The organism is Pseudomonas sp. FG86 (assembly GCF_057808775.1).
The window spans coordinates 42,424-61,756 of sequence record NZ_JBMDIS010000006.1; the positions used below are offsets into that span (position 1 = coordinate 42,424).

The 19,333-nt window shown below is 61.6% G+C and carries 21 protein-coding genes and 1 riboswitch; of the genes, 5 read left to right on the forward strand and 16 right to left on the reverse strand.

The features are described 5' to 3' along the window. Positions 1-36: 36 nt before the first annotated feature. Both ACODSV_RS05775 and ACODSV_RS05780 read right to left on the reverse strand, forming a co-directional pair. Positions 37-1,401 carry a DNA recombination protein RmuC gene (locus ACODSV_RS05775; RefSeq protein WP_168233204.1) on the reverse strand — a complete coding sequence of 455 codons (1,365 nt, stop codon included), beginning with the start codon at positions 1,399-1,401 and terminating at the stop codon, positions 37-39. 174 nt (positions 1,402-1,575) lie between these two features. Then, positions 1,576-1,899: an SEL1-like repeat protein gene (locus tag ACODSV_RS05780; protein WP_024076749.1), complete on the reverse strand. Its 324-nt coding sequence runs from the start codon at positions 1,897-1,899 to the stop codon at positions 1,576-1,578. A 458-nt stretch (positions 1,900-2,357) separates the two neighbouring features. Here ACODSV_RS05780 and ACODSV_RS05785 point away from each other — a divergent pair, with 458 nt between their 5' ends. The 4 genes from ACODSV_RS05785 (at position 2,358) to ACODSV_RS05800 (ending at position 5,524) form a co-directional block, all read left to right on the forward strand. Beyond that, positions 2,358-2,663 carry a hypothetical protein gene (locus ACODSV_RS05785; RefSeq protein WP_069077446.1) on the forward strand — a complete coding sequence of 102 codons (306 nt, stop codon included), beginning with the start codon at positions 2,358-2,360 and terminating at the stop codon, positions 2,661-2,663. A 442-nt stretch (positions 2,664-3,105) separates the two neighbouring features. After that, positions 3,106-3,327, forward strand: a complete 222-nt coding sequence (locus ACODSV_RS05790) for a hypothetical protein (RefSeq protein WP_024076751.1) — start codon at positions 3,106-3,108, stop codon at positions 3,325-3,327. A gap of 278 nt (positions 3,328-3,605) precedes the next feature. Then, positions 3,606-4,088, forward strand: a complete 483-nt coding sequence (locus ACODSV_RS05795; protein WP_024076752.1) for a hypothetical protein — start codon at positions 3,606-3,608, stop codon at positions 4,086-4,088. A gap of 146 nt (positions 4,089-4,234) precedes the next feature. After that, a complete protein-coding gene (locus ACODSV_RS05800; RefSeq protein ID WP_150055689.1) occupies positions 4,235-5,524 on the forward strand; it encodes an OmpP1/FadL family transporter in 1,290 nt (429 codons plus the stop codon). A 64-nt stretch (positions 5,525-5,588) separates the two neighbouring features. Here ACODSV_RS05800 and ACODSV_RS05805 read toward each other — a convergent pair whose 3' ends face one another. The 13 genes from ACODSV_RS05805 to cobO all read right to left on the reverse strand — a co-directional run bounded on the left by ACODSV_RS05805 (position 5,589) and on the right by cobO (position 16,785). Continuing rightward, positions 5,589-6,137 carry a glutathione peroxidase gene (locus ACODSV_RS05805; protein ID WP_024076754.1) on the reverse strand — a complete coding sequence of 183 codons (549 nt, stop codon included), beginning with the start codon at positions 6,135-6,137 and terminating at the stop codon, positions 5,589-5,591. A 150-nt stretch (positions 6,138-6,287) separates the two neighbouring features. After that, complete coding sequence (locus tag ACODSV_RS05810) at positions 6,288-7,487, reverse strand: MFS transporter (RefSeq protein WP_162163611.1); 1,200 nt, start codon at positions 7,485-7,487, stop codon at positions 6,288-6,290. A 63-nt stretch (positions 7,488-7,550) separates the two neighbouring features. After that, positions 7,551-7,955, reverse strand: a complete 405-nt coding sequence (locus ACODSV_RS05815) for a MarR family winged helix-turn-helix transcriptional regulator (RefSeq protein WP_024076757.1) — start codon at positions 7,953-7,955, stop codon at positions 7,551-7,553. 42 nt (positions 7,956-7,997) lie between these two features. Further along, positions 7,998-8,726 carry an adenosylcobinamide-GDP ribazoletransferase gene (locus ACODSV_RS05820; protein WP_150055687.1) on the reverse strand — a complete coding sequence of 243 codons (729 nt, stop codon included), beginning with the start codon at positions 8,724-8,726 and terminating at the stop codon, positions 7,998-8,000. A gap of 2 nt (positions 8,727-8,728) precedes the next feature. Next, complete coding sequence (gene cobC / locus ACODSV_RS05825) at positions 8,729-9,304, reverse strand: alpha-ribazole phosphatase family protein (protein ID WP_150055686.1); 576 nt, start codon at positions 9,302-9,304, stop codon at positions 8,729-8,731. After that, positions 9,301-10,356 (reverse strand): nicotinate-nucleotide--dimethylbenzimidazole phosphoribosyltransferase, encoded by a 1,056-nt coding sequence (cobT, locus tag ACODSV_RS05830; protein WP_150055685.1) that lies wholly within the window; start codon positions 10,354-10,356, stop codon positions 9,301-9,303. Before cobT ends, cobC begins: the two co-directional genes overlap by 4 nt. Further along, positions 10,353-10,874: a bifunctional adenosylcobinamide kinase/adenosylcobinamide-phosphate guanylyltransferase gene (cobU, locus tag ACODSV_RS05835; protein WP_150055684.1), complete on the reverse strand. Its 522-nt coding sequence runs from the start codon at positions 10,872-10,874 to the stop codon at positions 10,353-10,355. Before cobU ends, cobT begins: the two co-directional genes overlap by 4 nt. Next, positions 10,862-12,328: a cobyric acid synthase gene (locus ACODSV_RS05840; RefSeq protein ID WP_150055683.1), complete on the reverse strand. Its 1,467-nt coding sequence runs from the start codon at positions 12,326-12,328 to the stop codon at positions 10,862-10,864. The genes cobU and ACODSV_RS05840 overlap by 13 nt, the downstream gene beginning before the upstream one ends. Further along, entirely contained in the window at positions 12,325-13,314 is a 990-nt protein-coding gene (gene cobD / locus ACODSV_RS05845; RefSeq protein WP_069076834.1) for a threonine-phosphate decarboxylase CobD, read from the reverse strand. The genes ACODSV_RS05840 and cobD overlap by 4 nt, the downstream gene beginning before the upstream one ends. Further along, positions 13,307-14,215, reverse strand: coding sequence for an adenosylcobinamide-phosphate synthase CbiB (cbiB, locus tag ACODSV_RS05850; RefSeq protein ID WP_069076833.1), 909 nt, complete (start codon positions 14,213-14,215; stop codon positions 13,307-13,309). Before cbiB ends, cobD begins: the two co-directional genes overlap by 8 nt. Continuing rightward, entirely contained in the window at positions 14,212-14,862 is a 651-nt protein-coding gene (gene bluB, locus ACODSV_RS05855; RefSeq protein WP_150095319.1) for a 5,6-dimethylbenzimidazole synthase, read from the reverse strand. The genes cbiB and bluB overlap by 4 nt, the downstream gene beginning before the upstream one ends. Continuing rightward, positions 14,855-16,177 carry a cobyrinic acid a,c-diamide synthase CobB gene (locus ACODSV_RS05860; RefSeq protein WP_024076766.1) on the reverse strand — a complete coding sequence of 441 codons (1,323 nt, stop codon included), beginning with the start codon at positions 16,175-16,177 and terminating at the stop codon, positions 14,855-14,857. The genes bluB and ACODSV_RS05860 overlap by 8 nt, the downstream gene beginning before the upstream one ends. Further along, positions 16,174-16,785: a cob(I)yrinic acid a,c-diamide adenosyltransferase gene (gene cobO, locus ACODSV_RS05865; protein WP_010208674.1), complete on the reverse strand. Its 612-nt coding sequence runs from the start codon at positions 16,783-16,785 to the stop codon at positions 16,174-16,176. The genes ACODSV_RS05860 and cobO overlap by 4 nt, the downstream gene beginning before the upstream one ends. A gap of 79 nt (positions 16,786-16,864) precedes the next feature. Continuing rightward, a riboswitch (cobalamin riboswitch) is annotated at positions 16,865-17,113 on the reverse strand. A gap of 99 nt (positions 17,114-17,212) precedes the next feature. Here cobO and ACODSV_RS05870 point away from each other — a divergent pair. Beyond that, positions 17,213-18,526, forward strand: coding sequence for a PQQ-dependent sugar dehydrogenase (locus ACODSV_RS05870; RefSeq protein ID WP_102624206.1), 1,314 nt, complete (start codon positions 17,213-17,215; stop codon positions 18,524-18,526). 133 nt (positions 18,527-18,659) lie between these two features. On the opposite strand, the gene ACODSV_RS05875 is transcribed toward ACODSV_RS05870, so the two are convergent. Beyond that, the gene (locus ACODSV_RS05875) at positions 18,660-19,202 is read right to left on the reverse strand and encodes a C40 family peptidase (RefSeq protein WP_024076768.1); all 543 of its coding nucleotides are present in this window, start codon (positions 19,200-19,202) and stop codon (positions 18,660-18,662) included. Between the last annotated feature and the right edge of the window lie 131 nt (positions 19,203-19,333).

Here is a 19,333-nt window from a genome sequence, read left to right on the forward strand (position 1 = left end):
TCGGGAGCAAGCCCCCTCCCACATTTCGGATGACGTTTATTCGGGAAGGTGCGCTACGCCGTCGGAGTCGGTCATCGCGCGCTCCAGCAAATCCGCCGGCAGGCTTTTGCTGGCGCGGGCACCGAGCAATCTTAACTGCTCGGTGCGACTGACCAGATTGCCGCGCCCATCTGTCAGCTTATTGCGCGCTGCACTGTAAGCCTTGTCCAACTGCTGCAACCGACTCCCCACTTCGTCCAGGTCCTGGATGAACAGTACGAACTTGTCGTAAAGCCAGCCGGCACGCTCGGCGATTTCCCGCGCGTTCTGGCTCTGGCGCTCCTGCTTCCACAGGCTGTCGATCACCCGCAGGGTGGCGAGCAAGGTGGTGGGGCTGACGATGACAATATGGCGGTCGAATGCCTCCTGGAACAGGTTCGGCTCGGCCTGCAATGCCGCTGAAAACGCCGCTTCGATCGGCACGAACAGCAAGACGAAATCCAGGCTGTGCAAGCCTTCCAGGCGTTTGTAATCCTTGCCGGCCAAGCCCTTGACGTGATTGCGCAGGGACAGCACATGCTGCTTCAACGCCGCCTGGCCAATCACCTCGTCATCCGCCGCCACGTATTGTTGATAGGCCGTCAGGCTGACCTTGGAGTCCACCACCACCTGCTTATCGCCGGGCAACATGATCAGCACGTCCGGCTGGAAGCGCTCGCCGTCCGGGCCCTTGAGGCTGACCTGGGTCTGGTACTCGCGGCCCTTCTCCAGGCCGGCATGCTCCAGCACGCGCTCAAGGATCAGCTCACCCCAGTTACCCTGGGTTTTCTGGCCCTTGAGGGCGCGGGTCAGGTTTGTCGCTTCGTCCGACAGACGCAGGTTCAGTTGTTGCAGGCGCTCAAGCTCCTTGGCCAGGGAAAAGCGTTCGCGGGCCTCGTTCTGATAGCTTTCTTCGACGCGTTTTTCGAAGGACTGGATGCGCTCCTTGAGTGGATCGAGCAACTGGCCCAGACGTTCCTGGCTGGTTTCGGCAAAGCGCTGCTCGCGCTCGTCGAAGATCTTGCCGGCCAGTTCGGCGAACTGCGCGCGCAGCTCATCTCGCGAACCCTGTAGATCAGCGAGGCGCTGCTGATGGCTGTCCTGCTGCTCGCGCAGTTCGGCGCGCAGGGCAGCCGACAAAGCGTCGAGACGGCGCAGTTCGGTTTCCTTGGCGCTGCGGTCGAGGTTCCAGGCGTGGGCGGCGTCACGGGCGTTGTCGCGATCGATCTGCAACAACTCGACTTCGCGGCGCACGGCAGCCAGGTCAGCTTGCTTGGCGGCATTGGCTTGGCTCAGGTCGCTGATCTCGTCGCGGCTGGCATCCAGTTGAGCCGCGAGGCCTTCCTGGGCCAGTTGCGCGGTGGCCAGGCGCTCTTCGAGCAATTCCCAACCGGCCATGCGCGCGACCAACCGCCGCTGGAGCTGCCAGCACACGGCCAATAGCGGCACTGCGGCCCCCGCGAGGCCCAGGGCAATACTGGTCCAGTCAAAAGCCATAGCCATTCCTGTCATTACCGAAAAGAGGAAGGTTAACCAAGCGCAGGGCCGGAAGACAGCTCAGTCTTTGAGCTGACCCAATTCGCGTTGGGCGCGCCGGTCACCGGCACGCGCAGCCAGGCGCAAGAGGTCATGGCCGATACGGCGGTCACGGGCGCTGCCGCATTCGCGACACATCAGTTGGCCCAGACGGCTTTGCGCAACCACCACGCCATCTCGCGCAGGTTGTTTCAGCAGACGTCCGGCAAAATGCTTGACGTTAGTGCTGTGCCCCAGGCGTGGGCTATCGAGCAGCCACAAGGCGACCTTCAAGGAAAAACGCTTGGGTGCGGTAACAGTCGGGGGCGTGCTGGTAACAGAAGGTGATACTGAGCGAAACTTCATAAAGCACTGTGGGACAAACCGGAGGGCGCGCCACTCTACTCTTTTTTTCGTACACGTAAAGCTGAAAAAACTCTGCACGCCCGTGCTAGAGCAAGCGCTCGGGACAATCCACAGAAGCTGTGGATAACTCAGTGGACAACCCATCTTTAACTCGCGCAAAGGCCCATGGAACGGGGGCCGCAGTCAAACTGACGATTTTTTCACCAATAAAAAAAAGCGATATTTTTCATTGACTTAAATTTTCATCCCAGGCAAATGGCGGCGCAGCAAGACACTTGACAGCCAGGTTACACATCACGCAACCAATGTGCACAAGTACACATCCATTGGTTATATCGCCTGTTTTTTTGATTCGATCTCGCCCAGAACTGTTACCGCTGCGACAACCCAAGGGACTTTTCAAAATCATCCGCGGTCGCCACACTCCCCACACCTAAAGCGCAGCCGTGTACGAACCGATGAAAGGAATTCTGTTGTTCGCCTTACTGTTACTGACCATTTGCGCGACGTCGCTTGGGATCAACGCAGCGCTGCCCTCCCCGGATGGCGCACTGTTTGCCATCGCGATCCTGTTGTCGGCGGCGTTTACGGCAGTGAGTCTGTGCATCGAATTGGGTGAAGGCCGGATCAACGATATGCGCGATGTGATGAAGGTGGTGGAAACCGGCAAGTCCCTGCGCCTGACGCTGGCCACCTATGGCCTGGGATGCTCGCTGGCTGCAGCGGTTACCGTGCTGGTATATCGCGGGCTGCTGGGCGGCTGATTAAAGTTTTTTCGTTAGCACACTTCCTTTCCCTGTTTCAATCCGTTACTATCCGCAGCGTTAGTACCAAGCTGAAAGTCAATTCTGGTCGAACAACTCCCCTGTACAACACGGGATCGACCACCTCGATGGTTTCCAGGTATTCCTTGCGACGACACGGCCTTGAACAAGCAAAGGGTGTCGCGAAGACTCAATACTCTGACCGAACCAGCCTGCAAATTGATCAGGATCTTCACCCTGGGCCCAGAACCTTTGCCCCTGTTGTGTTGCCTGCCCTCCTAAGTACCTACCTGCCAGCCCAAGCGCGCCTAACTTATTAGCGCTTCAAACTGGCTGCTTTGTTCCAGTCGGGTTCTTCGTTCGATCAATGGTGATCAACGTCACTGGAACGTTTTAACGTTGCACGGTTCTTAACCGTGTCATTTGTAGGAACACCAATAATATGTCCACTATCCATACTCAGGATGCCATTCGCACCCTTACCAACGCTTTTGCTCCAATGAACTGCCTGATCATGGCCGCTCGCAAAGGCTGCTTCAGCTTCACCCTGGTCAACGAACACGGTATCGCTCGTCACAGCGAACGCCTGTACCCCGATCAATACTCCAGCGCAGAGCCGCTGCAGGCCGTGATCGAGCGTACCCGTCAGGCACTGGTTGCCTGATCGACCCGAGTCGCTGAAATACAAAAACCCTGTCTAAAACACAGGGTTTTTTATTGCCCGGAATTCGAACCCGACGCTCGCGGATTAAGCTCAAATAGATATAACCGTTATAACTGATTAGAGAAGATGTTTTAAAAACAGTCTTTTACATCACGAATATGACACTACACTTCAACTCAAGCGGCATGATCCGCTTACGACGAGCCTGGGATCCGATTCACTGCTGCCAAGCCCCCCTTCCCAGGCATCGTCGACCACTTTCACGGATTGAGGCTTGTATGGGTATCGCCGCCAGTGAATTGTGTCGTTATGTGATCAGGCCGACGTTATTTTATCTTGGCCACCCTCACCCGAGCGCTGAATCCCTCCTGCTGGGGATTGCCGCCAGCCAGTCGGAATTGGGTTCCGCCCTGCATGATCGACGCGGCCATGGCCTGTACAGCATCACCGAAACCCGCCACCGCGCGCTCTGGGACGACTACCTGGCGCTGGATCCCGAGCGCGCCAGCCTCGTACGCGGGCTGGCCAGTCAACATGCGTTCCTCAGTGCGCCCCAGTTGGAATTGACGGTTAACTTGCGTTACGCCACCGCCATCGCCTGGCTGCTGGTGGAACAACATCGCCCAGCCTTACCACCGCCCGGCGATGTGCTGGGAATGGCACGTATCTGGAAAGAAATATTTCACCCTCAAGGAAGGCTGCGCGATTTCGCCCAAGCCTGGCAAACCTGTGTTTCACCCATGAATCACGTGGCCTGCTGACCGGGCAATTTGCAAGATTCGGCAAAAAACCGGAATTTTGGTCGGATTGTCCTACAAAACGGCTCTATCTCCTGCATTACAGCCTATAGCGCGATGTTAATTTTATTGATACTTTCCGCAGCGGTGATCACCACGGAGTTCTAATAATGAAAAAAGTAATGCTCAAGACCACACTTAGCCTCGCCGTTGCCATGGCCTCTTCCCACGTCTTCGCAAGTGGCTTTGCCCTTAACGAACAAGACGTCGCAGGAATGGGGACAGGTTTCGCAGGACGTTCCTCCTCTGCCGAAAACGCAAGCACTGTCTTTGGTAACCCTGCCGGTATGGCCCGCCTTGAAGGCCAGCAAATTACCGGTGGTGCTGCAGCGATCGATGCTTCGACCGATATCAAAAATGCCAGCGGCCGCTCCAGCGGGTCCAACAAAGGCGACATGGTGCCTTTTACTGCCGTGCCATTCGGTTTCTACACCAATAAACTCAACGAACAATGGGCTGTCGGTTTCGGCGTCTATGCTCCGTTTGGCCTGGTGACAGACTACGAAAGTGGCTTCCAAGGTAAAGCTTTTGGCAGCAAGAGCGAAGTGACGGTCATCACCTTCCAGCCTACGGTGAGCTACGCCTTCAACGATCGGGTATCCATTGGTTTTGGCCCGACCATCAACCGTATCGCTGGTACGCTTGAGTCCGATATCAACCTGCCAATCGCTGGTACCGGCTCCAACAACATCAAGATCAAGGGAGATGACACCGCCGTCGGCTTCAATGCCGGCCTGCTGGTTCAAGCCACTGATACAACTCGCGTGGGTCTGACCTACCACTCGAAAGTGAAGTACAAGCTCGAAGGCCATACTGAAGTGACCAAAGGCACCAACGTTCCAGCTGTGCTGCTGAACAATGGCCGCTACGACGCGTCGCTGAAGATCGACACGCCTGAATCCTGGGACTTCTCGGTTACTCAAGACATGAGCGACGCGTGGAAACTCTACGCAGGCGCTACTTGGACCCGTTGGAGCCGCTTGAAAGACATTACCGTCAACAACGAAGGTGTATCGGCCGCCGCCGGTAGCGGTGCCTTGGCTCCGCAAATTGTCGGCACCATCAAGGAAGACCAGAATTGGCACGACACTTGGGCCTATGCCTTGGGTACCTCGTATCGTGTCACCAAGCAAGTGGTGCTGCGTACCGGCCTGACCTTCGACCAGTCGCCGACCAACAATACCGACCGTTCGCCGCGCATCCCAACCGGTGACCGGACTATCTTCAGTCTCGGCCTGGGTTACGATGTAATGCCGAATATGACCGTTGACCTGGCTTACTCCTACCTCAAGGAAGAACCAGTCAAGGTCGCTCGCGCCAACGCATTGGGCCAGTCCTACAATGCCAAGTACGAAAACAGCGCCAACGGTTTCGGCCTGGGTGTGACGTACAAGTTCTGATCCAACGCTCATTAAAAAGCCCCGCTCTCCTGTAAAGGAGGCGGGGCTTTCTACTGGGCAATGCTCAGGGTTTCGACGCCAGCGCCTCTTCCACTGCCTTGATCAACTCCGGACTGTCCGGCTTGGTCAGGCTGGAAAAGCTGGCAATCACCTTGCCCTGGCGATCCACCACATACTTGTAGAAATTCCACTTCGGCGCGTTGGTCTGTTGCGCCAGCACCTTGAACAGGTGCACCGCATCCGGCCCCTTGACCTTCTGCGGCTCGGTCATGGTGAAGGTCACGCCGTAATTCACGTAGCAGACCTTGGCGGTCTCTTCGCCGGTCTTGGCTTCCTGCTTGAAGTCATCGGACGGCACGCCAATCACTTCCAGCCCTTGGCCCTTGTAGCGTTGGTACAACGCTTCGAGGCCTTTGAACTGCGGGGCGAACCCGCAGAAGCTGGCGGTGTTGACGATCACCAGGGGCTTGCCGGCAAAGCGCTGGCACAGGTCGATGGATTCCTTGGCGCGCAGCTTGGGCAACTGGCCTTCCAGCAGCGGCGGACAACTGGCGGCCAGGGCGGCACTGCCAATGGCCATTAGGACGGGTACAGCGAGCCAACGCATCTGCATGTCGTGTGTCCTTAAAAATATTCAGACCACGAACTTAACAGATCGCCATACCCAGTTGCATCAACGCCAGCCCGCCATGCTGCCAGCCCCACCAGGCCAGCAGCACCAGGATCAACCCCGCGACGAGGATCAGACCACGTAACGCTACACTCATGCCGCCTCCATCTGCGCCTGCAAGCGCGCCACCGGCCGCTCGCGTACCGGCCAGTTCAGGGCGGCGGCGAGCAGGCTCAACAGAATCGCCACCTGCCAGATCAAATCGTAGTTGCCGGTTCGATCATAGACCACCCCGCCCAGCCAGCCACCGAGGAACGAACCGAGCTGGTGGAACAGGAACACGATCCCGCCGAGCATGGAGAGATTTCGCACACCGAACAACGTCGCCACCGTGCCATTGGTCAGCGGTACGGTGGACAGCCACAAAAAGCCCATGGCCATGCCGAACAGGTAGGCCGTGATTTCCGTCACCGGCGCCCACAGGAACAGCATGATCACCACCGCGCGTAACAGGTACAGCCCCGTCAACAAGCGCGGCTTGGACATGCGCCCACCGAGCCAACCGGCGGTGTAGGTGCCAAAGATATTAAACAGGCCGATCAACGCCAGTACCGTCGTACCGACCGTGGCGGGCAGGTGCTGGTCCACCAGGTACGCCGGCAGATGCACACCAATAAACACCACCTGGAAACCACAGACGAAAAAACCGAACGCCAGCAGCCAGAATCCGGAATGGGAACAGGCTTCCTTCAACGCTTCCCGCAAGGTTTGCTGGCCCGCCAGGGTCGGCAGTGGACGGTCCTTGAGCATGGCCACCAGCGGCAGGATCAACGCGACCATCAAGCCCAACGCCAGCAAGGCTACTGACCAGCCCAGCCAACTGATCAAGCCCAGGGTACCCGGCACCATGGCGAACTGGCCGAAAGACCCCGCGGCGCTGGCAATGCCCATGGCCATGCTGCGTTTCTCCGGCGGAACGGCGCGGCCCACCACCCCAAGAATCACCGAGAATGATGTGCCGGATAGACCAATACCGATCAATAACCCCGCACTCAGCGACAACGACCATGCCGAATCGGACATGCCCATCAACACCAGCCCCGCGGCGTACAGCACCCCGCCGATGAACACAGCCTTGGTCGCGCCAAAGCGGTCGGCCAGGGCCCCGGTAAAGGGTTGCGCCAGGCCCCAGATCAGGTTCTGCAAGGCGATGGCAAAGGCAAAGGTCTCACGACCCCAGCCGAATTCGGCGCTCATCGGCGCCAGGAAAAGCCCGAAGCCATGCCGCACGCCCAAGGACAACGCCAGGATCAGCGCACTCCCCACAAGAATCCAGCCACTGGTGCGCCACATCGAGGTCATTTCTTATTCTCCGCTCGCGGGTATATACCCGCTTATAGTCGAACAAACCCGCGTTCAGGCGAGCTCATCCAGCAAGGCCAACAGGGTTTCGCGTTTTTCCGCGCCCAATTGATCGATCAGTTTTTGCTGTGCCGCTTCCCAGGCCGGCAAGGCGGCGGCCAATCGTGCTTCACCCGCTTCGGTCAACAACACCAGGCGGTTGCGCTGGTCATCCCCTTCGATCAACCGTACCAGGCCCTCGCCCTCCAGTACCCGCAGGTTACGCCCCAAGGTGCTGCGATCCAGGCCCATGGCTTCGGCCAGGCTGGAAATACTCGGTTGATCCAGGCGCTGCAAGTTACACAGCAAAGAATACTGGGCAACGTTGATCCCGAAGCCGTCGAGAGCGCCGTCGTAATGCCTGCTGACGCCACGGGCGGCGCGTCGCAGGTTGGTGCATAAACATTGGGAGGCAAGCATGGAGCGTGTATATACCCGCGATTAACGAAATGCAAGAAAGTGTTACAGCGCCAGGCCAACCAAGACGACCACTTCCAGCAGTTCCAACAGGGCACCTGCGGTGTCGCCGGTGGTTCCGCCCAGGCGCTTGACCATCAGGTGGCGCAGGCCCACGAAGCAGAACGCCGCCAGCAGCACGGCGATCCCACCGTTGAAGCCGCCGATCAGGATGCAGGCCAGGCCACTGAGGATCAGCACCTGCTGGCCGACCACCCTGGGCAGATGATCCGACAGCGCCTGGCCCAAGCCACCGGCGCGCACATAGCGCGTGGTCAGGAACAGCGCCAGCATCGACGCCCGCCCGATCAGCGGTGCCAGGATCAGCGCCGCGCCATTGTGCTGCTCGATCAGCGCCACCAGTGCAGCGAATTTAAGCAGCAACACCAAGCCCAGCGTGACCACGGCAATCGGCCCGCTGCGGGGGTCCTTCATGATCGTCAACGTGCGCTCGCGATCGCCGAAACCACCGAGCCAGGCGTCCGCGCTGTCCGCCAGGCCATCCAAGTGCAAACCACCACTGAGCAGCACCCAGGCGGTCAGCAACAGCGCGGCATGCAGCAACAACGGGGCCCCGGCCAATGCCACATTCAGGGCCCATAGCAGCAACCCGAACAACAAGCCAACCACCGGGTAAAACAGCAACGATCGCCCCAATTCCTGCGGCTGCGGCATACCCGGCAGGCGAACCGGCAAGCTGCTGAGGAACTGCAGGGCGATCCAGAACGGCAGCATCTTCAGGTACCTTCCTTCAACGCGCCGTCGGCGCCGACCTGCAGGCTGAACAGGCCACCGTGCGCGACCTCGACGTTCAACAGTTGCTCACGTGGCAGGCCACGCGCGCGCGCCAACAATAAACGCATCACACCGCCATGGCTGATCAACAGCACGCGCTGGCCGGCATACGCCTGATGCAAGCGTGAGATGGCGCCCAGGACCCGCGCAGAAAAGTCACTGACGGGCTCGCCATCAGGCGGCGTAAAGCGGTAAGGGTCGGCCCAAAACAATCCCAGCCCTTCGGCATCGGTCTTCATCAGCGCCGCCGCGCTCTGCCCTTCCCAGGCGCCGAAATGCAGTTCCTGCAGATCTTTTTCCAGGCTCACCGGCAGGTTAAGCGTCGCACCCAATTGCTGGGCAAAACGCGCACAGCGTTGCAGCGGCGAACTGATCACGCGGTCCCACGGCCCCTGACCCAGCACCGCGGCGTGCATCTGCGCCCACCCCTTATCGGTGAGCGCATCATCGAGGCTGCCGCGCAGGCCGCCACCCAATTCGGTTTCGCCGTGGCGCAGCAGGTCCAGGTGCAAGGTCATGCCGGGCGGTCTGCCACAGCGGCTTCGGCGAATGTCGCCATCTGCCCGTGCAACGCACAGGCCAGGCGCAGTAACGGCACCGCCAGCGCCGCACCACTGCCTTCGCCCAAGCGCAGGCCGAGGTCCAGCAACGGCTGCGCCTCGAGGCGTTGCAACACATGGCGATGGCCAGGCTCGGCGCCACGATGGCCAAACACCAGCCACTCGCGGCAGGCTGGGTTCATGCGTGTGGCGACCAGCGCGGCGACGCTGCAGATAAACCCGTCTACCAGCACCACGATGCCGGCCTGGGCACACGCCAGGTAGGCCCCGACCAGCGCCGCGATCTCAAAACCACCGAGGTTGAACAGGGTGTGCAATGCATCATCGCGCTGCCCGGCATGCCGGGCCAGGGCGAGCTCGATGACCGCCACTTTGTGGCTCACGCCTTGGGCATTCAAGCCCGTCCCCGGACCGGTCAGGTCACTCACCGGGCAATCGAGCATGGCGCAGGCCAACGCACTGGCGGCGGTGGTGTTGCCAATGCCCATCTCGCCGCCGATAAACAGCTGGGTGCCGTGCTCCACGGCGCGCTGGACGCTATCCCGCCCGGCTTGCAGCGCCAGGCGCCCCTGCGCTTCAGTCATCGCCGGGGCGTTGACGAAGTTGGCGGTGCCCGCACCGATATTCAAGTGACGCACGCCGGGCAGTGCCAGCGACGTCGTCACGGTACCCAGGTCGATCACTTCCAACTGCGCATCCAGCTGCCGCGCCAACACACTGATCGCCGCGCCGCCGCTGATAAAGTTATGCAGCATCTGGCCGGTAACGGCCTGGGGATAGGCCGACACGCCCTCCGCCACCACGCCGTGGTCGCCGGCAAAGATGGCGATCCACAGGTGTTCGACCGACGGCTTGACTCGGCCTTGCAGGCCCGCCAATTGCACGGCCAGCGCTTCCAGCTGGCCCAGGGAACCGGCCGGCTTGGTCAATTGCTGCTGGCGTGCCAGTGCTTGTTCGTATGCTTGAGCGTCAATCGCCTTACAGGGATTAAGCCACCAGGTGTCAGTCATAACGCAGTACCTTTCAACGTCAGGGGCAGGCCGGCCACCGTCAGGACAACACGCTGACAACGCTCGGCCAAGGCTTGATGCAGCCAACCGGCTTCATCCACATAGCGGCGAGTCAATTCGCCCAGCGGCACGACACCCAAACCGGTCTCGTTGCTGACAAAAATGATTTCACCTGGCAGCGAGGCCAGGGTGTCCAGCAGTTGGTCGCGTTCCAAGACCAGGCGCTCGGGGTTGTCGAGCATCAGCAGGTTGGTTAGCCAGAGCGTGAGGCAATCGACCAGCAGGCAGCGGCCGGGCGCGGCGTTGTCGCGCAGCACCCGGGCCAGTTCGAGTGGTTCCTCGATCAGCCCCCAGGTGTCGGGGCGACGCTGGCGATGCAGGGCGACGCGGTCGTTCATTTCGCCGTCCAAGGGTTGGCTGGTGGCGATATAGAGGACAGGCAGGCCGCTGTCGCTGGCGAGTTTTTCAGCCAGGCGGCTTTTGCCGGAGCGCGCACCGCCGAGAATCAGTTGGCGCATGGCGCGACTCCACATAAACGGCGCAATAACCCGGTATCCAGGTGATGCTCCACCAAGTCCGCCAATCGCTCGATATCGCGCTCGCGCAACGCGTGGTAATCCACGGCCTGTACCGCCTGCAAACCGGCCCAACGCAACAAGGCACTGCAGGCGGCGGGCGTCTCGAACACGCCATGCAGATAGGTGCCGAGGATTTGTCCGTCCGCGCTCTGGGCACCGTCGCAGCGGCCATCCTCCAGGCGTACCGCGGCGCGCTCCAACGCACTGCCCGACGTCACGCCTGCGTGGATCTCATAGCCACTGACTTCGGCATCCTCCAGCAGCAGGCGCCCGCGCACATTGCGCAGTTGTTTCTCTGCTTCCAGGGTCGTACTGAACGCCAGCAACCCCAGGCCGTCACTGGAACCGGGAGGCCCTTCCAGGCCCAGTGGGTCGTGGACCTGCTCGCCGAGCATTTGCAAACCGCCGCATATCCCCAGCACCTTCCCGCCATAGCGCAAGTGCCGTGTCACGGCGGCGTCCCAGCCGTTGGCGCGCAGGTAGGCCAAGTCGCTGCGAACGCTTTTCGAGCCCGGCAGGATGATCAGGTCGGCCGACGGAATCGCCTGGCCCGGGCGGACAAACTGCAAATCCACCTGGGGATGCAGACGCAACGGATCGAAATCGGTGTGGTTGCTGATGCGCGGCAGCACCGGCACCACCACCCTGAGCACCTGCGCTGCCTTGTCGATCTGGCGCTGGTCGATGCCGTCCTCGGCCTCCAGGTGCAGGTCCATCACATAGGGCAAGACGCCCACGACCGGTTTGCCGGTGCGTGCTTCCAGCCAGTCCAGCCCTGGTTGCAGCAACGCGATGTCGCCGCGGAAACGGTTGATGATAAAGCCCTGGACCCTGGCCTGTTCGCTGGGCGACAGCAATTCGAGGGTGCCGACCAGGTGGGCGAACACTCCACCCCGATTAATGTCGGCGATCAGCAGCACCGGGCAATCCACCGCCTCGGCAAAGCCCATGTTGGCGATGTCATTGGCGCGCAGGTTGATCTCTGCCGGGGAGCCCGCGCCTTCCACCATCACCACCGGGTAGGCTGCGCTCAACCGTGCATGGGAAGCCAGTACTGCCTGCATCGCGATGGCTTTGTAGTCGTGATAGGCCACCGCGTTCATGCTGGTCACCGCGCGCCCATGGATGATGACCTGGGAGCCGGTGTCGCTGTTGGGCTTGAGCAGCACCGGGTTCATGTCGGTGTGGGGCGCCAGGTTCGCCGCCTGGGCCTGCACCGCCTGGGCGCGACCGATCTCGCCGCCTTCGGCCGTCACGGCACTGTTGAGGGCCATGTTCTGCGGCTTGAACGGCACGACCGCCACGCCCTGGCGCACCAGCCAGCGGCATAGCGCGGTCACCAAGGTACTTTTGCCGGCATCGGAGGTGGTGCCCTGCACCATCAGCGTACTCATGCAACGTCCTTATAGGCGGTCAGCGCTTCATCCAGGCGCAGCCAGTCTGCTTCCGTGTCTGGCAGGCCGAAGCGCAGGCTGCTGTCGTGTACGAACAGACGCAGCAGGATGCCGCGCTGGGCCATGAATTCGTGCAGCCGTTCGGCGTGCGGGGTGATCAACCACTGGAACAGGGCGCAACCGCCCTGGGGCTGAAAACCATGCCGCTCCAACAATGCGAACAAGCGCTGGCCGGCTTCAATGCAACGCGCGCGCTGTTGAACCTGCCCGGCGGTGTCGCGCAGGCAGGCCTGGCCCAGTACTCGCGTCGGACCGCTGACGGCCCAAGGTCCGACCTGTTCGGCCAATAGCTTGAGCAACTTGCGTTCGGCCAGCACAAAACCCAGTCGAACGCCGGCCAGGCCGAAGAATTTACCGAACGAGCGCAGCACGATCAGGCCGACCTGATGGGCCTGGCCCGCCAGGCTCAACTGCGGGGTCACGTCCATAAAGGCTTCGTCCACCACCAGCCAACCGCCACGCTGGGCCAGCCGTGTATGCCAGTCGAGCAGGCGTTGCGGCGCCAGGCTCAGGCCCGTGGGGTTATTAGGGTTGACCACCACCAGCACATCAAGGCTGTCGAGAAAGAAATCGACCTCTTGTTCCTGCACTTCGCGCACCACGTAACCCGCGCGGCGCCAGGCCTCGGCGTGCTCGGCATAACACGGCGACAGCACGCCGACCTTGCCGGCACGCCGCAGGCGCGGCAGCAGCTGGATTGCCGCCTGGGAACCCGCCACCGGCAATACGTGCGCCACCCCGTAATATTCGCTCGCGGCCTGCTCCAGACCGTCGTCGGTTTCCGGCAAGCGTGCCCAGGCCCGCTGTGGGATCTCGGGGATCGGCCACGGCCATGGCGCCAGGCCACTGGACAGGTCGAGCCAATCGGCTTCGGCAATGCCGTATTGAATCGCCGCCTTGCGCAGGCGGCCGCCGTGTTCAAGCATAGAATTGCGCCCCTGCACATAGGATCAGCAACCACAACCATACGCCGCGTTGCACCAGTTGCCAGCCACGGTCGATGGCGTCGGCATCGGCCGGTGGACCTTCTCCCAACTGAGGGCGCTGGTGCACCTCACCATGATAAATCGCCGCACCGCCCAACTCGACGCCCAAGGCGCCTGCGCCAGCGGCCATCACCGGCCCGGCATTCGGGCTGTCCCAGGTCGGCCCCTGGGTGCGCCAGCACTTGAGCGCCAGTCGAGTCTTGCCCAGCAACGCGTAAGTCAAGGCCACCAGGCGCGCAGGCACATAGTTGAGTACATCGTCGATCTTCGCCGCGGCCCAGCCGAAGCGTTCGAAGCGTTCGTTGCGATAGCCCCACATCGCGTCGAGGGTGTTGCTCAGGCGGTAGAGCACCACACCCGGCACGCCGGCCACCACGAACCAGAACAGCGCAGCAAATATTGCGTCGCTGCCATTCTCCAGCACCGACTCGGTGGCGGCACGGGCGACTTCAGTACGGTCCAGTTCGCTGGTCTGGCGGCTGACCAGGTAGCTCACGCGCTTGCGGGCCTCATCCAGGTCATCGCTGCGCAGGGCCTGGGCCACCGGAATCACATGCTCGCCAAGGCTGCGCATGCCGAGGGCGCAGTACAGTGCGAGCACCTCCAACACCCAACCGATATAGGGTGCCCACGACAACGCGGTGGCCAACAGCGTCAACGGCACCACCGCTATCACCCACGCGGTCACGCCGTGGCTGCGCCAGCCACGGCCACCGCTATTGAAACGTTGCTCGATGCGTCCGGCGAAATTGCCAAACGCCACCAGCGGATGCCAGCGCCTGGGTTCACCCAGCAGCGCATCCAGCGCCACCGCGGCGACACACAGCAAGGCCACACTCATTGACTTACTCCCCACACATTCTCATACAACATGTCACTCAGCGGACGCGGTTCGGTCCAGCCTTCGAGCTGCAGCATCGGGGCCGGGTAGAAGGCGTCGACCGGCCCCAGGCACAGCACCGCCAGGGGTTTCGCGCCAGGCGGCAAACCCAGCAGGTCGGCCAGGGCCCGGGGTTCGAACAGCGAGACCCAGCCCATGCCCAAGCCCTCGACGCGCGCGGCCAGCCACAGATTCTGAATCGCGCAGGCCAGGGAGGCCATGTCCATTTCCGGCAAGGTACGTCGCCCGAAGATATGCCGCTCGCGATCGTCCATCAGCGCCGCCACCAGCACTTCGGCGCAGTCATGGATGCCTTCGACCTTGAGCTTCATGAATTCATCGGAGCGCTCGCCCAAGGCTTCGGCGGTGCGTATACGTTCTTCCTCCACCAGTTGCTGGATCTGCCCTCGTAGCTGGCGGTCGCTGATGCGGATAAAGCGCCAGGGCTGCATCAAGCCGACGCTGGGCGCCTGATGCGCGGCCTGGAGCAGGCGATGCAGCAAATGCGGGGCCACCGTGCCGCCGGTGAAATGGCGCATGTCACGGCGTTCGGCGATGGCGCGGTAAACGGCGTCGCGCTCGGCCGGGGGGAAAGCGTTGTCACTCATGGGACTGGGCTGACTCAAGGTCGGGCGCAAACAGCGCGGCAACCGCACGGGGATTGGAGGGGAAGTAGAAGTGCACGTAGGAAGCGGTCATCCGCCCTTGCCGATACACCGCCTCGGCACCCCGCCCGCCGTTGGGGCTCAAGCCACGGGCGATCGGTTGCCAGTCGGTGCTGGTCAGGGAATGGTGGTAGGTGTGCCCGCGCAATACGCCTTCCGGCAACTCGACGCTTTGCAGGGCAAGGGCCGCCAGTTTCTTCTGCATCACCGCATCCCCCTGCAACAGGCCGACCAGCTCGGCACGGGTGCCGTCGACATCGGTGAGCGAGTCCAGCAGGTAGAGCATGCCGCCACACTCGGCAAGCAAGGGTTTACCGGCAGCATGATGGGCACGGATGGCATCGAGCATCGAGGTGTTTTCCGCCAGCGCCTGGTGATGCAGCTCCGGGTACCCGCCTGGCAGATAGAGGCTGTCGGCCTCGGGCACTTGGCGATCATGAATCGGTGAGAAAAAGCGCAACTCGGCCCCCATCGCCCGCAATAGATCCAGGCTGGCGCCATAGGTGAAGGCAAAGGCTTCGTCACGGGCCACGGCGATGCGCACACCGGCGAGCAGCGGTTCGGCTTCGATCACTTCAGGCGCGGCGAAGGTCACCGGCGGCGGCAAGGCAACTTCACAACTGTTGCCCAGGGCCTGGGCAGCGGCGTCCAGGCGGACGTCGAGATCATTCAGTTCGCTGGCTTGCACCAGGCCAAGATGGCGGCTGGGCAACTCAATCCCGGTTTCACGGGACAACGCGCCGTACCAGCGCAAGCCTTCGGTGAGGCTCCCTTCGAGCAGTTGCGCATGGCGCAGGGTGCCGACACGGTTGGCCAACACACCGGCAAACGGCAAGTCCGGCTGATAACGCGCCAGGCCCAGGGCCAGGGCACCGAAGGTCTGGGCCATGGCGGTGCCGTCGATCACCGCCAGCACCGGCACACCGAAGTGCCGCGCCAGGTCAGCGCTGGACGGCGTACCGTCAAACAGGCCCATGACGCCTTCGATCAGGATCAGGTCGGCCTCCCCTGCCGCTTCCCACAGCAAGCGACGACTTTCCTGCTCGCCAACCATCCACATATCCAACTGATACACCGGCGCACCGCTGGCGCGTTCGTGGATCATCGGGTCGAGGAAGTCCGGGCCGCATTTGAACACGCGTACCTTGCGCCCCAGGTTGCGGTGCAAACGGGCCAGCGCAGCGGTGACCGTGGTTTTGCCCTGGCCGGACGCCGGTGCGGCGATCAGTACGGCCGGACAATGACGGGGCTGATTCAAAGTTCGACGCCCTTCTGTGCCTTGATACCGGCCTGGAACGCGTGCTTGAGCATGCCCATTTCGGTGACGGTGTCACCCATCTCGATCAACTCCGGCTTGGCGCCACGGCCGGTAACCACCACGTGCTGCATCGGCGGACGGGCTTGCAGGTCGCTCAGTACCTGGTCCAGGTCGAGGTAGCCATGCTTGAGGGCGATGTTCAGTTCATCCAACACCACCAGGCCGATGCTCGGGTCTTGCAGCAGTTCGCGAGACACGGCCCAGGCGGCCTCGGCGGCGGCGATGTCGCGCTGGCGGTCCTGGGTTTCCCAGGTGAAGCCTTCGCCCATGACGTGAAAGCGCACTTGTTCGGGGAAGCGCCGGAAGAACAATTCTTCGCCGGTGCTGTTACGGCCTTTGATGAACTGCACCACGCCGCACTGCATGCCGTGGCCCATGGCGCGCGCGAGCATGCCGAACGCAGAGCTGCTTTTGCCTTTGCCGTTGCCGGTCAGCACCAGCAGCAAACCGCATTCGTTCGGGGAATTGGCAATGCGCTCGTCAATCACGGCTTTTTTGCGCAGCATGCGCGCCAGGTGGCGTTCGTCGCGGTCGGGGGAATCGGTCATGGCAGCTCTCCGTTGGGGCTGGACAAAAACGGCGGGCAGGAAAAAACAAAAACAGACAGCCAAGCATCGCCCACCGTGATGCTGTTGGATGATCCAGGCCGGTCTCCGGACTCATGAGTGGCTCGCTTTATAGAAAGCAGGCCGACGCTGCGCCTTCCCATATCGCAGCGCGATACAGTGGCCAATAGCACCGTCTTGACTCATTTACCGTTGCGGGGGCAGCGCCGGAATTGCGGCAACACTGTGTACAAGTGCGCTCACTCACCGGCTTCCCTGTTTCACTCAGTCGACCCTTGGGTCACAGAGCACCTGAAACAAGTCGCGAAGGTTAGTGGGTTGGGGGGGGAGCGTCAATTAAAGCTGGCCTTGCACTTGAACCATCGTGCCGCAGCACTCCTCTACCCTTACAGGCATTCAGGAGAAAACCATGCATAAAACAAGACTCGCCCTACTGATCATGGTCGCAGGCACCCTCGCTGCCTGCGGAGAAAGCTCGACCTTGAAGGTATCGGATGGCACCGGCCCTTCGCCCCAACTGCCAGAGCCCAACAAGACCCTGATCCCCACCGTGAATATCGCCCCAGCCATTGGCTGGCCTGATGGCATGAAGCCAACCGCCGCCGCGGGCACCCAAGTGACAGCGTTCGCCGAAGGCCTGGATCACCCTCGCTGGCTGTATGTGCTACCCAATGGCGATGTGTTGGTGGCCGAAACCAATGCGCCGCCCAAGCCGGATGACGCCAAGGGCATTCGCGGCTGGGTAATGGAAAAGGTCATGGGCCGTGCCGGTGCCGGCGTGCCCAGCCCGAACCGCATCACCTTGCTGCGCGATGCCGATCACGATGGCGTCGCCGAGACCCGCACGGTCTTCCTGGAGAATCTCAACTCGCCGTTCGGCATGACCCTGGTGGGCAACGACCTCTACGTGGCCGACTCAGACAAGCTGCTGCGCTTTCCCTATCAACCGGGCGAAACCGCAATCACGCAGGCCGGCACCACGGTGGTCGACCTGCCGGGCGGCAGCATCAACCACCACTGGACGAAAAACGTGGTGGCCAGCAAGGACGGCAGCAAGTTGTATGTGAGCGTCGGTTCCAACAGCAACGTCGGCGAGAACGGCCTGGAAGCGGAACAAGGTCGGGCGGCGATCTGGGAAGTCGATCGCGCCAGTGGCCAGCACCGGATTTTCGCTTCGGGCCTGCGCAACCCCAACGGCATGGCCTGGGAACCGCAGAGCGGCAAGCTGTGGACCGCGGTCAACGAGCGCGATGAGATCGGCAGCGACCTGGTGCCGGACTACATCACCTCGGTCAAGGATGGCGCGTTTTATGGCTGGCCATTCAGCTACTACGGGCAACATGTGGATGTGCGTGTCACACCACAGGACCCGGCCCTGGTCGCCAAGGCGATCGCACCAGACTACGCCGTCGGCCCGCATACCGCTTCGCTGGGGCTGACCTTCGCCGAAGGCAGCAAATTACCTGCACCGTTCGTCAACGGCGCCTTTATCGGCCAGCACGGGTCATGGAACCGCAAGCCGCACAGTGGCTACAAGGTGATCTTTGTGCCGTTCGAAGGTGGCAAACCCAAGGGGCAGCCAGTGGACGTGCTGACCGGGTTCCTCGACAAGGATGAGAACGCTATGGGCCGGCCGGTGGGTGTGGTGATCGATCAGCAGGGGGACCTGCTGGTGGCGGATGATGTGGGGAATAAGGTGTGGCGGGTGTCTGCAGTTAAGTAACTTTTCTCAAGACCACCACAAAAAATGTGGGAGGGAGCTTGCTGCCGATGAGGGCGTGTCAGTCCATGCATTCAGTGACTGACACACCGCTATCGGGAGCAAGCCCCCTCCCACATTGGGTTCGGTGTCTGGCTTAGGGATTGCGGGCCAAGTGCTCAGCCGGCAATACGCGCTTGGCACTCAGGTAGGCGTTCTGCCAATAGGCTTTGGACAAGGTGTCCAGCTTCACCGTACCGCCCGTTTGTGGCGCATGCACAAAGCGCCCTTCGCCTACATAGATCCCGGCATGACTGACCTGTGATCCACCACCGGTGGCGAAGAACAGCAAGTCACCGGTCTGCAGGTTTTCTTCGCTGACATCCTGGGCGCGCATCACGATCAATTCGCGAGTGGTGCGCGGCAGGGAGATGCCAGCGGCATCGCGGTAGACGAAGCCGATCAAGCCACTGCAATCAAAACCCGAATCCGGCGTATTGCCGCCCCATCGGTAAGGCGTGCCGACCAGGCCCAGCGCGCGGAAGAGCACATCTTCAGCAGCAGGCGAGAAACTTTGGCTGGAATAGTTGAACACCGGCTTAGGCTTGGCCGCTACGTGAGCGGGCGGCGGTGTGCGGCTTGCGCAGGCGCTGAGGAGCGCGGCGCAAACAATAAGAATCAGGCGGGCCGAGGTCGACATGTGCAGAACAATCCTGGTCTGGATGCGGCTTTCGCTGCCGAACGCTGAAAACCAGAACGCGCAAGCAAAGCTTGCGCGAACGGATTACAACAATATCCAGGGATTCTAGCGCTTACACGTCAAACTTCAAG